The 14,774-nt window shown below is 61.5% G+C and carries 10 protein-coding genes and 2 tRNA genes; 5 read left to right on the top strand and 7 right to left on the bottom strand.

Features of this window, described 5'->3' with window-relative positions:
* Positions 1-1,665, bottom strand: coding sequence for an ABC transporter substrate-binding protein (locus AC1D08_RS31110; RefSeq protein ID WP_477424951.1), 1,665 nt, complete (start codon positions 1,663-1,665; stop codon positions 1-3).
* A 287-nt stretch (positions 1,666-1,952) separates the two neighbouring features.
* Here AC1D08_RS31110 and AC1D08_RS31105 point away from each other — a divergent pair, with 287 nt between their 5' ends.
* Genes AC1D08_RS31105 through rbsK form a run of 3 tightly spaced genes read left to right on the top strand, consistent with a single transcriptional unit; the run spans position 1,953 to position 4,428 of the window.
* A complete protein-coding gene (locus AC1D08_RS31105; RefSeq protein ID WP_477424949.1) occupies positions 1,953-3,011 on the top strand; it encodes an ABC transporter ATP-binding protein in 1,059 nt (352 codons plus the stop codon).
* Between the two features lie 27 nt (positions 3,012-3,038).
* Positions 3,039-3,491 (top strand): RbsD/FucU family protein, encoded by a 453-nt coding sequence (locus AC1D08_RS31100; protein WP_457154674.1) that lies wholly within the window; start codon positions 3,039-3,041, stop codon positions 3,489-3,491.
* Positions 3,492-3,495: 4 nt separating this feature from the next.
* The gene (gene rbsK, locus AC1D08_RS31095) at positions 3,496-4,428 is read left to right on the top strand and encodes a ribokinase (RefSeq protein ID WP_457154673.1); all 933 of its coding nucleotides are present in this window, start codon (positions 3,496-3,498) and stop codon (positions 4,426-4,428) included.
* Positions 4,429-4,526: 98 nt separating this feature from the next.
* Here rbsK and AC1D08_RS31090 read toward each other — a convergent pair whose 3' ends face one another.
* Entirely contained in the window at positions 4,527-7,625 is a 3,099-nt protein-coding gene (locus AC1D08_RS31090) for a beta strand repeat-containing protein (protein WP_477424947.1), read from the bottom strand.
* 467 nt (positions 7,626-8,092) lie between these two features.
* Between AC1D08_RS31090 and AC1D08_RS31085 the strand changes: the two genes are divergently transcribed.
* Positions 8,093-9,145: a helix-turn-helix transcriptional regulator gene (locus AC1D08_RS31085; protein WP_477228797.1), complete on the top strand. Its 1,053-nt coding sequence runs from the start codon at positions 8,093-8,095 to the stop codon at positions 9,143-9,145.
* A 136-nt stretch (positions 9,146-9,281) separates the two neighbouring features.
* Here AC1D08_RS31085 and AC1D08_RS31080 read toward each other — a convergent pair whose 3' ends face one another.
* The 3 genes from AC1D08_RS31080 to AC1D08_RS31070 form a co-directional block, all read right to left on the bottom strand.
* Complete coding sequence (locus AC1D08_RS31080) at positions 9,282-10,508, bottom strand: glycosyltransferase (protein WP_477424945.1); 1,227 nt, start codon at positions 10,506-10,508, stop codon at positions 9,282-9,284.
* Complete coding sequence (locus AC1D08_RS31075) at positions 10,502-11,068, bottom strand: polysaccharide biosynthesis C-terminal domain-containing protein (RefSeq protein ID WP_477228795.1); 567 nt, start codon at positions 11,066-11,068, stop codon at positions 10,502-10,504. The genes AC1D08_RS31080 and AC1D08_RS31075 overlap by 7 nt, the downstream gene beginning before the upstream one ends.
* Positions 11,069-11,502: 434 nt before the next feature.
* Positions 11,503-11,579 (bottom strand) — tRNA-Asp (locus tag AC1D08_RS31070).
* A gap of 217 nt (positions 11,580-11,796) precedes the next feature.
* On the opposite strand from AC1D08_RS31070, the gene AC1D08_RS31065 reads away from it, so the two are divergent.
* Positions 11,797-11,872, top strand: a tRNA-Val gene (locus AC1D08_RS31065).
* A 120-nt stretch (positions 11,873-11,992) separates the two neighbouring features.
* Here AC1D08_RS31065 and AC1D08_RS31060 read toward each other — a convergent pair.
* Together AC1D08_RS31060 and AC1D08_RS31055 are read right to left on the bottom strand one after the other, a co-directional pair.
* Entirely contained in the window at positions 11,993-14,254 is a 2,262-nt protein-coding gene (locus AC1D08_RS31060; protein WP_457153291.1) for a calcium-binding protein, read from the bottom strand.
* A 134-nt stretch (positions 14,255-14,388) separates the two neighbouring features.
* The coding region (locus AC1D08_RS31055; protein WP_477424944.1) for a M10 family metallopeptidase C-terminal domain-containing protein at positions 14,389-14,774 on the bottom strand (386 nt) is incomplete at its 5' end.

Here is a 14,774-nt window from a genome sequence, read left to right as displayed (position 1 = left end):
CTACATGCCGAGCGAAGCCTTGTAGAGCTTGACCTGCTTTTCGCGGCCGATCTGGTCGGTCAGCTTCTCCCAGGCCGCTGCGATGGCGTCTGCGCCTTCTTGCGCCTTCATCTTGCCGGCGAAGGTGTTGGCCAGAATATCCTCGGCGGCGCTGTAGTACTGGAAGATGCCGGGGATGCGCGGCTCGATCGCCGCGTTCGGATGGTTGTACGAATCGCCTTCCGACTTCAGGTACGAAGTGATGAAGGCCTCGTCGTAGCCTGCCGCCACCCATTCCGGAATGTCGAAGTGGGAGTTGCGATAGGGCTGGAAGCCCGACGGATACATCGCCGTCCAGATCGACAGGTCCTTGCCGCCGAGATGGGCGGCGGCGGACCATGCCGCCTTCTTCTTCTTCTCGTCGGCATCGACGCGGGCCATGACATAGACGCCCCAGCCGAGATAGGCGCAGTTCGGCGAGTAGTTCGGCCCGCTGGCGAGCTTTTCCCACTTGCCGGTCTTGGAATTGTAGACGTCGTCGGAGCCGGGCAGGATCGAGAAACCGGTGACGTCGCCGATGACCGAGGAATCATTGGTCTTGACGTTGGAGCCGATGTCGCCCCACCAGGGGATCATCGAACCGGTGCCGGCCAGGAACTGCTGGAAGCCGGTGGTGTTCGGGTCGGCGTTGATCTGGTCCGCCGGTTCGGACGGCAGCGCGTCGATGACGTCCTGGATTGCCCGCACCCAGGCCGGGTTGTTGATGCGCGGCTTCATCGTGTCGGCGTCGAACAGCCAGGCCTTGTCATCGGGATGCTTGGCGTAGGCGGTGGCGCGGCTGCCGAGGAAGTAGAAGCCGAAACCACCCCATGGCTTGGGCGCATCGAGATAGCCATAGACGTCCTGGCCCTTGAACTTCTTGCCCTTGAGGAACTTGGTGACCGCCTGGACCTGTTGCCAGGTCTTCGGCACGCCCCACTCGCCTTCACCGCCGCCATCCTTCCAGGCCTTGGCGAGGTCGGCATCGGCGAACACGTCGGTGCGGTAGTTGAAATTGTGCGTGTCGCCGTCAATGGTCACGCGATACTGCTTGCCATCCCAGGTGCCGACGGGAGGCTTCAGATAGTTGACCAGATCGTCGAAATCGATCTGCTTCTTGACCCAGTCGGGCATCTCGGACGTGAGACCCTTGCCGCAGACATCGCCTTCGAACGGCGCGCCCATCTCGATGATGTCGAAGTCGACGGTGCCGGTGGCGATCGATTGCTGCAGGCGGGCGTTGTAGTCGGCCTGCGCCAGATCGATCCAGCTGATCTTGGCGCCGGTATAGGCTTCCCATGGCTTCAGGAAGCCGCGGAACAGCACATTGTGCAGGTTCTGGTTGTTGAGACCCATGAAGGTCAGCTCGACACCGGCGAATTCGCCTTCCTTGACGTTGGCCTTGGTCGCCTCGAGGCAGAGTTCACCGACCTTCTGGAAGTCGGCGTCGGTCGGCTGACCTTTGCCCACGCCGGGGATCTGCAGGATTTTGGAGCGCAGTTCGCTTGCGGCGGAAGCCGGCCGGGTGAAAGCGCCGAGCCCGGCGCCGGATGCGGCCGCAATCGCAGCCATGCTGGCCGCGCCCTTCAAGATGTCGCGCCTTGTGGCGCCGGCACGCACCAGTTTATCGTAAAGACCTGTTCTCATCGACTATTCCTCCCAGAAATCAGTGTGAATGGATGTGGCCATTCTGTCGGTCGCTGGAGCGCCAGCGATACGTCCGGCTCGGAAACGAATTAGCAGGACCCCACCCTGCGTCGATTGAAGCTCCGATTGCGGATCTGGTTCCGACTTTGGACCAGCACTCGTCACTATTCTCACAACCAAACGCCGTGTCAACGAGGGTAGGTTTTTATCTATAAGAGACTGACTTGCCCTGACCGATTGCGTTGGTTAGCTTCTGCGCCTACGGCAGTGGAGCCGATGGGGGAGATATGGCGCAAGTCGCAATCAGCAAGGTGGCCAAGGCGTTTGGAACCGTCAAGGTTCTGCACGAAGTCAGCGTCGATATCGCTGACGGACAGTTCGTGGTGCTGGTTGGTCCTTCGGGTTGCGGCAAGTCCACGCTGCTCAGGATGGTGGCCGGGCTGGAGACCGTCTCCGGGGGCACGATCGCCATCGGCGACCGCATCGTCAATCATTTGCCGCCGGCCAAGCGCGACATCGCCATGGTGTTCCAGAACTACGCGCTCTATCCGCACAAGACGGTCGAGCAGAACATGGCCTTTGCGCTCAAGCTGCGGAAAACCGATCCAGCCGTGGTCGCCGAGCGGGTCAAGCGCGCCGCCGACATCCTCGACCTCAATCCCTACCTGAAGCGCTATCCCCGGCAGCTCTCAGGCGGCCAGCGCCAGCGCGTGGCGATGGGCCGCGCCATCGTGCGCAATCCGCAGGTGTTCCTGTTTGACGAGCCGCTGTCCAACCTCGACGCCAAGCTGCGCGTTCAGATGCGCACCGAGATCAAGGAATTGCACCAGCGGCTGAAGACCACCACCATCTACGTCACCCACGACCAGATCGAGGCCATGACAATGGCCGACAAGATCGTCGTCATGCGCGACGGCCGCATCGAGCAGGTCGGCGCGCCGCTGGAACTGTTCGACCGGCCGGCCAATCTTTTCGTCGCCGGCTTCATCGGCTCGCCTTCGATGAACCTGCTCAAGGGCACTATGCGCAAGGGTGGCAAGGCCGGCGTCGAGATATCAGGCTCACTGTTCCCGATTGCATCGGACAACGCCGCGAAGGACGGGCAAGCCGTCGTCTACGGCGTGCGGCCGGAGCATCTCGAGATCCATCCCGATGGCGTGCCGGCGAGGATTTCGGTGGTCGAGCCGACGGGCTCGGAAACGCTGGTGTTCCTGCGCTTCGGCGAGGGTGAGATGGTGGCACTGTTTCGCGAACGCCACGACTTCAAGCCGGGCGACACGCTTACCTTGAAGCCACGGCTCGACCAGATCCATCTCTTCGACGCCGAGACCGGCAAGCGTCTCTGATCTCCAACCGACTTCACGAGGAATACCATGCTCAAAGGGATCAATCCGTTGCTCAATGCCGACGTGCTGCAGGCATTGCGGGCGATGGGCCATGGCGATGATTTGATCATCGCCGACACCAATTTTCCGGCCGATTCGGTGGCGCGCCAGACGGCGCTGGGCCGCCTGCTGCGCATCGATGCGCCGGCCGCCGACGTGGCCAAGGCCGTGCTGTCGCTCTACCCGCTGGACACGTTCGTCGACGATGCCGCGGCGCGCATGGAGATCGTCGGCAAGCCCGACGAGATCCCGCCCGTGCAGAAGGAAGTGCAGAAGGAAATCGACAAGGCCGAAGGCAAATCGTGGCCGATGATCGCGGTCGAGCGCTACGCTTTCTACGAGCGCGCCAAGCAGGCTTATTGCGTCATCCAGACCGGTGAGCGCCGCTTCTATGGCTGCTTCGCCTTCCGCAAGGGCGTTGTGCCGCCGGATGCGGAGTAGCGGCATGGTTTCGGGCAAGCCTGTCGTCATCCTTGGCGTGTTCGTCGCCGACACCGCCTACCGCGCTGATCGCCAGCCACGCATGGGCGAGACGATCCTCGGCAACTCGTTCAAGCTGGGGCCGGGCGGCAAGGGCTCGAACCAGGCGGTGGCCGCCGGCAAGCTCGGCGCCGACGTCACCTTCCTCACCCGCCTCGGCGTCGATCCCTTCGCCGACATGGCGAGGCAGACCTGGGCCGGCGCGGGCGTCAAGGATGCCGTCATCGACACGCCGGAAAGCTATACCGGCGCTGCCTACATCTTCGTCGAGGAGACGACCGGCAACAACGCCATCATCGTCAGTCCCGGCGCGGCGATGCTGATTTCGCCGGCCGATATTGAAGCCAATGCCACGCTGATCAGCAGCGCGGGCGTCTTCGTCACCCAGCTCGAACAACCGATCGATGCCGCGCTGCGGGCGCTGGAGATCGCGCGCGGGGCAGGGGTGACGACCATCCTCAACCCGGCCCCGGCGGCAAAACTTCCTGACCGCATCTACACGCTGTGCGACTATCTCACGCCCAACGAGACGGAGACGGAGGAATTGACCGGGATGAAGGTCTCCTCGCTCGATGAGGCGCGCGCCGCCGCCGCAAGCCTGATCGAAAAGGGCGTCGGCACGGTCATCGTCACGCTTGGTGACAAGGGCGCGCTTTTGCACTCCAAGAACCGCTCCGACCATGTTCCTGCTGTTGGTGCGGGGCCGGTTGTCGAGACCACGGGGGCGGGCGACGCCTTCAACGGAGGCCTCGCCGCAGCGCTGTCTCGCGGTGTCGAGCCGCTGCAGGCGGTGCGGTTTGCCTGCGCGGTTGCCGGCATTTCCGTGACGCGACCCGGCACCGCGCCGTCCATGCCGACGCTGCAGGAGGTCGAGGCGCTGCTGGCGCAGGCGACCTGATAGCCTTGTGTTGGCGACCGTCTGGGTTCAACCCTTGTCCGGTGACGATCATTTACAGCCGATTTCATTTGGCTGTGCGAGCGTGAAAATCTACCTGGCTAAATCACCACGAAATCGGCGTTGGTGAGCGCAAGGTTTGCGGCCAGCGTGGCGAAATGGGTTGAGCCGCCAGCCGCACTGCCGTTGCTGTCATAATAGAGCCAGCCGGTATCCGTCTCGTAGATGATGTGGTCGTTGCCGTCGCCGGCAAGGCCGGTTGTGTTCTTGACGAACTGGTCGGCAGTCAGCGTGCCGTTGCCGCCAAGCGCTGCAAAGATCGCATTGTCGACCTGGATGGTGTCTTCGACCACTGAGAAGTCGGTGATGTGGTCGACATTGGTCGACGCGTTGAGCGCCGTGGTGAAGACGAAACTGTCGTTGCCGGTGCTGCCGGACAGCGTGTCATTGCCGAGCAGGCCGTTGATGACGTTGTTGCCGGAATTGCCGGTGATGATGTTGGCGGTGGAGTTGCCGGTGCCGTTGATCGAGGCCGCGCTGCGCAGTGCCAGGTTCTCGAGCTCCTGTCCCGACAGGTTGAACGAGACGAAGGCCTGGACATTGTCGGTACCCTCGCCGTTGAGCTCGACGACATGGTCTCCGGCATTGTCGACATAGTAGGTGTCGTTGCCGATACCGCCTTGCATGGTGTCGGCGCCCGCCTTGCCATCCAGTGTGTCGTTGCCGCCCAGGCCGGTGAGCGTGTTGACGCCCGAATTGCCGTTCATCGCGTTGGCCAGGCTGTTGCCGGTGGCGTTGATCGAAGTCGCACCGAGCAGCGTCACGTTCTCTATATTGCCCGTGAAGTGGTTGCCATCACTGAGGTTGATCGAGATGTGGCCGTTGACGGTATCGGTGCCGTTGGCGCCGGCGGTGCTTTCACTGACGATATCGCCCGCATTGTCGACGAAGTAGGTGTCGTCGCCCTGCGCTCCGCTCATCGTGTCGGCGCCGCCTTTGCCGTCCAGCAAATTGTCGCCGGAATTACCGGTCAGCACGTTGGCCAGGCTGTTGCCGGTGGCGTCGATGGAGGCCGCGCTGCGCAGTGCGACGTTCTCGATATTGCCCGTGAAGTGGTTGCCATCGCCGAGGTTGATCGAGATATAGCCGTTGACGGTGTCGGTGCCGTTGGCGCCGACAGTGCTCTCACTGACGATATCGCCCGCATTGTCGACGTAGTAGCCGTCGTTGCCCTGAGCGCCAGTCATGGTATCGGCACCGATGCCGCCATCCAGAATATTGGCAACATCGTTGCCGTAGAGCTGGTCCGCATGGCTCGATCCGGTCAGGTTTTCGATGAAGGTATAGCTGTCGCCATTGGCGTCGCCGGTATTGACCTTGTGATTTGAGAGGTTCGCAATGACGCCTGCGGCAGCGCTTGCATAAGAGGCCGTATCCGAACCGTCGCCACCATTCAGATTGTCCTCGCCGCCTCCGCCGATCAGCACGTCGTTGCCGAGGTCGCCACTAATGGTATCGGCGTGGGACGACCCGGTAATCGTATTGGCAAGGCCGTTGCCAACGATGGCGATTTGGTCAGTGGAATCTGCCCAGTTGGTGAAAGTTGCGGTCGAAAGGCTGAAATTCGACGCTGTCGCATCGAGGTCTATGTGAAGACCATCGGTGAAGCCCGACCCTAGATATGTGCCTCCCAGGGCGGCTGACTGATCGAGCAGATGCAACGTCGTTCCGCCGAAGCTGACGGTGCCGGCATTCGCCAATGCCTGTACCGACGCGCTGTTTCCCGACAGCCCGCCGAGAGCAAAAGTGGCCCCTGCGGAAATCGCCAGTCCGGATGAATCGGCAATCGAACCCGACCCGGACAGCACCAAGGTTCCCGCCGTGATCGTGGTCTGGCCCGTGTAGGTGTTCAGGCCTGACAGGACCTGGGTTCCCGCGCCGCTTTTTATCAGGTTGAGCTCGCCAAATACCGCCGAGCCGTTCGAGATCACGCCTGCAAACTCCCTCACGTCGCCAAGGCTTACACTCGTCGTCAAGGTGGCCGCGGTAACAGTATCGGCCCGGACTTCGCCGCTGCCGGTCAGTCCGGCGATGGTCTGGTCGAAAGTGCTGATATTGAGCGTCGCGCCAGCTTTTACGTCGACGACACTGGTGGCGCTGAAGGCGTGGTCGGCTCCCGCCCGCAATGTTCCGATCGCGACAGTGGTCGTGCCGGAGTAAGTATTGGCGCCTGACAATGTCAGGGTGCCGGTGCCGATCTTGTTTAACCCTGTATGGCTCAAGCTATTCGCGAAAACGCCCGAGAAGATGGAGCTGCCGGCCTCATAGACGTTAGCGACAACATCGGAAAGGCCGTTGTTGGTGATCAAGCCCGCCCCGGTCAGATGGTTCAGTTCCAGATAGAAGCCATTGGCGTCGAGAACCGCTCCGGCCGCGATATTGGTGTTGGCCAGCCCGTTGGTGAAGGACGCGAACGCCTTGCCCGCTCTCAGCGTGCCGCCGTCAATGGCAAGCGAGCCCGCATCATTGGCGGTGATGCTGCTTGAGCCAAAGTAAATCGTTCCCTTATCCGTCGCGCTGCCAAAATGCACGGCGGTCCCGGCGCCGCCGAGCGCCGCGAACGTACCGGTCAACGAAAGTGACGTGCCCGTCTGTGCCCTGATAAACGTTGAAACGCCGGCGAGTTCGATCAGATCGTTGGCAAGTGTCGCGCCGCCTGTAGACCGGAACACGCTATCGCCGGCGAACGTGATGTCTCCCGTTCCGAACGCAGCGGCGCCAAACGAAACTGTGCCTTGATTGATTTGCGTTCCGCCCGACCAGTTGTTGGTCGCATCAGACAGCTTCAGCGTGCCGAGGCCGGATTTGGTTAGCAGTCCCGTTCCAGTAATCTGCGCCTGAACGTCGAGGGTCGTGTTGGTTCCGGTCGTCGCGATCAACGTTGCCGCATTGAGCTGCAGCGTCAGCGAAGACGCCAGCACGCTTGCCTGTAGATTGGAGGTCGACGTTACGCTGATGATCGCACCGCCGGCCTTGTTCATGATGAGCGAGCCGTGTTCGAGACTGTAATTCTCGATGGCGGAACTCGCCAGGTTCAAGGTGCCGACCGTGAACGGACCTTGAACCGCCAGGTCGATGTGATGCGTGACGCTGACGCCTAGATTAGTGAAATCCGCTGTAGCACCGATTGCGTCAGGCACGCCGCCAGTCCAAAATGCAGCGTTGGACCACGCGCCACCTGCAAGACCATTCCAAACCGACATGCTGACCCCCGCCAAAACTGATTCTCAATTGAAGCAGACGTTTTCCTGAGTCCTTGCGCCTGGACGCAGTCTTGGAATCCGACGCTACTCAGGGCCAGGGCGTCTTGAATTGACGCGCTCTGGAACCTGCCTTGTGCCGCCCACTAGGCCTGGCGTGTTGCAATGTCGTCACCCGAAAGAATGAGGTCTCAGAAATCCTTCGGCTTGCGTTGAGCTTTTCAGGGCCATGCTGGTATAGGCAGGGCGTGCGGTATCCCTGACTGACAAAAAGGGAAGGCTCTGTTGGGCAGGGGCAAATGTACAGGCTGAGCAACGAGTTGCTTTCGTCGATCATCGGCGACATCTACGATAGCGCACTCAATTCGGAGTTCTGGACCGTCGTCATGGTCCGACTCACGGAGGCCGTGGACGCCGCCTATTCAACCATCGCGCTGGCTGATCCCGGCGATCAGTATGGCCGTTTCGCGGCCCAATCGCCTTGGGATGCGGAGCAAATGCGGGTTCTGCAGCAGGACTACGGCTTCGAGGACATTCCAGGTCTGAACGCCGTGGTCGTCGGCGACATCGACACACCGTTGTCGACATTGTCGAGCATGACTGAAGCCGAACTTCACCAGTCACCTTTCTACCGGAACTGGGCTGGCCCGCAGGGCTTGCGCGAGGGCTGCATCACCAAATTCGTGCACACCTCGGATCGGATCGGCCTCGTGAGCTTCACGACACGCGCGAGCAGGGGTGCCGTCACTGCGGAGGAGCAGCGCTTTATGGCGCTGCTTTCTCCTCATTTGCGCCGCGCTTCGCTGATCGGCGACCTGCTCGATCAGGCGCGCGTGACCGCCAGTCTCTATCGCGCGACGCTCGACAATCTTGCAACCGCCGTCGTTCTTACCAGCGCGGATGGCGCGATCCTTTATGTGAACGGCCGTGCCGAGGCGATGCTTTCGACACAGCACCCCATCTTTTCCAGAAACGGCATCCTCCAGGCACAAAATCCGATAACGGGCCGCGCCCTGCTGGAAGCGATATCGGGAGCCGCTGATGCCGATGCCTCGCTTGGCGCGCGCGGCATCGGCTTGCCCTTGTCCGCGGCCGGCCAGCCCCCAGCCGTTGCCTATGTGCTGCCTTTGACCGAGGGGACCGCGCGCGCGGCTTTCCGTCCCGCATGCGCCGCCGTCTTCATCTCGACGACAACCTCGGCCGCGCCGCCCTCAGAGGCGGTGCTGACGACACTGTTCGATCTCACACCGGCGGAAGTGCGGGTTTTGCTGGCCGTGGGTGGCGGACTGACCACGCAGAAGAGTGCGCTGTCGCTCGGGGTCGGTGAGAACACGATCAAGACCCACCTTGGCCGCATCTATGCCAAGACCAACACGACGCGGCAGGCGGACCTCGTCAAGCTAGTCTCCGATATTGGTGTGCCGCTCAGTCCGGGAGCCGTCCCATTGAACATCGCATGACGGTTGGCGATAACGCGGCCGCTGCCTCGGGGGCGGGCGCCGCCTTCATCGGTGCTCTGCTGGCCAAGGGGTAATGATCACCTTGGCGGCCGGATCGCCGATGCCGCCAACCAAGCTGAGTTCAAGACTTCGAACCCTATGATTTTTTCGAACGCAAGCTTGTGGATATCCTGCGCAAGGGACTGGTGATGCGCCAGCTTGTGGACTGATACAAGGCCGCGATTTGCATTCGGCATGCTTGCAGCGCCTGTTCGATCTCGTCCTTCTCGTTTCCTGTATCCGAAGCGGCGCTCCGTAGCTCGGCGTTGCGTTGGTGAGCCAGATCGAGCGCGGTGCGCAGCCTCGCGATTTCCGGCTGCAACGCAGCTTCCTTGTCGAACGCGTCCGAAGCGGCCCTCCGTAGCTCGGAATTGCCTTGCTGAGCCAACTGCAGCTCATTGTGCAGCCGCGAGATCTCAGACCGCAGCTTCGCCTTCTCGGCCTCGGCGCTTGCCAGCATCGGGCGGGTCGTTTGGACGTCCTCCCAGGCAAGCCGTGCCACCAGATCACCGACCACGCGGCGCATCTGCGCGCTCCAGGCCGCAGGGTCGACGCGCATCAGGCGCGAGTACTCATATTGTTCGTTGCTGCCGTTCGGTATCCAGACGCGCAAGGCTGAAGGCCACCAGCCTGCTCCGTCCGCGATATCAAGAAAAATGGCCAGTTGCCCCGCCTGTGAGTGACGCGAATTTTTCCATTTGGCGCTGAAATGCAGGACGGTTGGGACGCGGCAATAGGTGAGGGGATTGCGCGGGTTCTCGCGCATGATTCGCCGCCACAATTGCCAATCCCCGCCCGATGCGACGTCTTCCGGCCAGACATCGCGCGACGGCAGGCAATCAGCACGATACAGGAAGCAACTGGCGGGTATCGTGTTGCCGACCTCGGTGAACACCCTGAACTCGTCGGCCAGCTCCAGATTGGTCAGGAAGGGTGCTGCGATGCCATCGGTGGAAACCCACAGCGCCTGGCTGTAGGCGATGGCAGCCCCACCCTTGAGGCCATCCGCTAGGATTTCAAGATGATCCGGAAACAGCAGGTCGTCGTCGGCCGCAAAGCCGATCAGGTCGCCGCGGGCCTCGCGCAGCGCGATATTGCGGTTGGCGTAGCCATAGCTCGGCGCCTTGGGCAAATCGAAGAAGCGGATGCGGGCGTCCTGAAAGGCGTCGACCACCTCGGCCGTGCCGGGCGAGCAGCCGTCGCCGACGACCAGGAGCTCAAAGTCCTCGACGGTCTGATCCAGCACCGATTGGATGGCCAGACCGATGACGTCGACGCGGGAATGCGTCGGCATCAGGATGGAAAAGCGAGGCTTGCTCACCATCCCTTCGCGCTGCCGAAATCATAGGGGATGAGATCGGTGTCGATGGGCAGCCGGTACTTGTCGGGATTTGAGTGATCGTACTGTATCGTTGGAAAATTGATGACCACCACTTCGGACGTTCCGATGTTTCGGTCGGCATGCCAGACAAATTTTGGAATATTGACCAGGCGTGGACGATTGCCGGAGAGGTAAACCTTCGAAATCTTGCCATATGTGCTGGATTCGGGGCGAGGGTCATAAAGAACCAGTTCCAGCTCGCCGCTGACCACAAAGTAGCGATCCTCATGCAGCTTGTGCAGGCCCCAGCCCTTCACCAGTCCGGGGCGAATTGTGAAGATGTAGGAGAAGACCAGCGGGTCGGCGTGCCAGCCCCAGCGCGGGTCGTAGACCTCCGTGACGCTACCACGGTCATCATTGTGCCGGATGCTGTCGAAAAACGTCATGCCGTCTACCAGGGGCGCAATGCTGAGCCGCTGCTCGTCAAGAGTCCGTTGATCCCGCTGAGCTGCGGCAAGTGTGGATTCGAGAATATTTGGGCGGATCCCGGAATGATCGCTCATGAACAAAGCCCCCGTTATTTTGATCGAGTCGTCGGATCGGACTAACTCCCACAATTTTCGCGGGATGTCCTGACCGGGCCACTAGCTTCGCATCGCGACGACGACTTTTTTTTGGCGCTGTGCAAAGTTCTGAGCGCGTGGAGCGGCCAGACTTGCCGTTGCAAGCGTGTCAGTTGATCGGAATCTGGATCGGGTGTCGTCTGCGCCGGTATTTCGAATATCCGGCCAAGCCAGTGCCGTTGGGACGGGTTGCAAGAAACAGGGGATGCCGCCCGTGAAGGTATTCAACATCCGTGCGGAGGCAGCCTGCAAGCCGAGGCGCCACCTTCAAAACTCAGACCGGAAAAGGATCCAATCTGCTCTTTCGAGAAAGCATTTCGACAATCAACGTCAACATTTCTCCAAAGCCAAGGGCTTGATACCCTTAGGAGAAATGGCGCGAGTGACGGGGCTCGAACCCGCGACCTCCGGCGTGACAGGCCGGCACTCTAACCAACTGAGCTACACCCGCGCATTGACGAGCACGTGTCAGCCGTGTTCGTCGTTGGGGCGCTGGATAAGGGGTTCGCCACCGGGTGTCAAGCGTAGCAAGACAGCATAACAGCAAACAGGAGAAGGTTTTTTGACAGCCGACGTTTTGTTGGCAAAACCAGCCTCCAACCAGGGCATCCCCGGCTCATTTGGCCTTGCGAAGCCGACCTCGACCGCTTAAAGGTCCGGCCCGGAGCGGGCGATTAGCTCAGTTGGTAGAGCGCTTCGTTTACACCGAAGATGTCGGCGGTTCGAGCCCGTCATCGCCCACCAGATTTCTTCAATCAAAAGCCCTGTGGCGCCGGCACTCCCCGGAGCCAGCAACCGCATAGTCCTTGCTGGGGTCGAGAGCCCGTCACACAGTCCTGATGTGGCGGGCCCATGTAGCGTTCCTCACACCACCACGAAATCCGCGTTTGTCAGCGCCAGGTTTGCGGCCAGAGTGGCGAAATGGATTGAGCCGCCTGCCGCACTGCCGTTGCTGTCATAGGTGAGCCAGCCAGTGTCGGTCTCGTAGATGATGTGGTCGTTGCCATCGCCGGCAAGCCCGGTGGTGTTCTTGACGAACTGCGCGGCCGTCAGCGTGCCATTGCCGCCAAGCGCTGCAAAGATCGCATTGTCGAGCTGGATGGTATCCTCGACCACCGAGAAGTCGGTGATGTGGTCGACATTGGTCGAAGCGTTGAGCGCCGTGGTGAAGACGAAGATGTCCTGGCCGGTGCTGCCGGACAGCGTGTCGTTGCCGCCAAGCCCGTTGATGACATTCGCGCCCGAATTACCGGTGATGATGTTGGCAGTCGAATTGCCGGTGCCATTGATGTTGCCGGTGCTTCTCAGCGCCAGGTTCTCTAGTTCCTGGCCGGACAGGTTGAAGCTGACATAGGCCTGGACATTGTCGGTGCCCTGGCTATTCGCTTCGATGACATGGTCACCGGCATTGTCGACATAGTAGGTGTCGTTGCCGATGCCGCCTTGCAGGGTGTCGGCGCCTTCCTTGCCGTCCAGCGTATCGTTGCCGCCAAGGCCGATCAGGATGTTGACGCCCGAATTGCCGGTGATGACGTTGGCAATGGAATTGCCGGTGCCGTTGATCGAGGCGCCGGTCCGCAGCGCCAGGTTCTCCAACTCCTGACCGGAGAGGTTGAAGGAGATGGTGCTCTGCACGTTGTCGATGCCCTGGCCATTCAGTTCGATGACATGGTCACCGGCATTGTCGACCCAATAGGTGTCATCGCCGGTGCCGCCGCTCATCAGATCGGCGCCGGCGCCACCGTTGAGCGTATCGTTATGGGCTCCACCAAACAGCTTGTCGCTGCCGGCGCCACCGTCGAGCATGTCGTTGCCGGCATCGCCGCTGATCGTATCGTCACCACCAAGACCCGAGAGCGTGTCGGCGCTGGTGCCGCCGTTGATGTGGTCTGCGAAGACATTGCTGCCCTGCCAGATGTCCTTGCCGGCCGTGCCGACGAAGATGGTCGGGTCGAAGATCTGGGCGCGGACGCAGCTGCCGCTGCCATCGCCGGTATCACTGGACTCCCAGGTGGCCACGAAACGGCCATCGGCCAGCGCCGTGGTTGCCGAGTTATACTGAGGGCCAGTTGTCGTCGAATTGACGATGAAGTCGCTGCCGGCCGCTGAACCGTCGGCGTTGTAAAGGTGGGCGCGGATGCAGCTGCCGTCGCCGTCGCCGGTATCACTGGACTGCCAGGAGGCCACGAAGCGGCCATCGGCCAGCACAGTGATCGCGGGGTTATACTGATTACCCGCTGCCGTCGAATTGACGATGAAGTCGCTGCCGGCCGCTGAGCCGTTGGCGTTGTAGATGCGGGCGCGGATGCAGCTGCCTTCGCCGTCGCTGCCATCATTGGACTGCCAGGTGGCCACGAAGCGGCCATCAGCCAGAGCCGTGATCGTGGGGCTATACGGATCACCCACCGTCGTCGAATTGACGATGAAATCGCTGCCGGCCGCTGAACCGTTGGCGTCGTAGATGCGGGCGCGGATGCAATTGCCGTCGCCGTCGCTGGTTTCGTGGGACTCCCACGTGGTCACGAAGCGGCCATCGGCCAGCGCCGTGATCGCAGGGCTAGCCTGATCGCTCGTTGTTGTCGAATTGACGATGAAGTCGCTGCCGGCCGCTGAACCGTCGGCGTTGTAGATGTGGGCGCGGATGCAGCTGTTGCTCCCGTCGCCGGCGTCGTAGGACTGCCAGGTGGCCACGAAGCGGCCATCGGCCAGCGCCGTGATTGCGGGGCTGGACTGATAGCCAGTTGCTGTCGAGTTGACGATGAAGTCGCTGCCGCCCGCACTGCCATCAGCGTTGTAGACGCGGGCGCGGATGCAATAGCCATCGCCGTCGCCGGTGTCACCGGACTGCCAGGTGGCCACGAAGCGGCCATCGGCCAGCGCCGTGATCGCGGGGTTAGATTGATCGCTCGTTGCTGTCGAATTGACGATGAAGTCGCTGCCGGCCGCTGAACCGTCAGCGTTATAGATGTGGGCACGGATGCAGCTGCCAGCGCCGTCGCCGGTATCAGTGGACTGCCAGGTGGCCACGAAGCGGCCGTCGGCCAGCGCTGTGATCACGGGGCTGTACTGACTGTTTGTTGTCGTCGAATTGACGATGAAGTCCTGTCCGATGCGTCCGATAGGCATGGCTTGTTCCCTTTCGCTGCCGGCGCGGTGGAAAATGGCCAGCAGCTGGCGTCGCGTACTGGCATGAACGGAATTCGGTGAGCGCGGTGAAGATCGTTACAAGGTGCGTTGTTGGGACTGCGCACAAGCTGCGTTCAGATCACCACGAAATCGGCGTTGGTGAGCGCGAGGTTGGCGGCCAGTGTGGCGAAATGGGTTGAGCCGCCAGCGGCACTGCCGTTGCTGTCATAATAGAGCCAGCCGGTATCCGTCTCATAGATGATATGGTCGTTGCCGTCGCCGGCAAGGCCAGTCGTGTTCTTGACGAACTGGTCGGCGGTCAGCGTGCCATTGCCGCCAAGTGCGGCAAAGATCGCATTGTCGAGGTGGATGGTGTCTTCGACCACTGAGAAGTCGGTGATGTGGTCGACATTGGTCGACGCGTTGAGCGCCGTGGTGAAGACGAAACTGTCGTTGCCGGTGCTGCCGGACAGCGTGTCATTGCCGAGCAGGCCGTTGATGACGTTGTTGCCGGAATTGC

The sequence above is a fragment of the Mesorhizobium sp. P2_E6 genome (assembly GCF_056403835.1).
The sequence above is the reverse complement of the archived record's forward strand: the minus strand, read 5'-3'. Positions and strand labels throughout refer to the sequence as shown.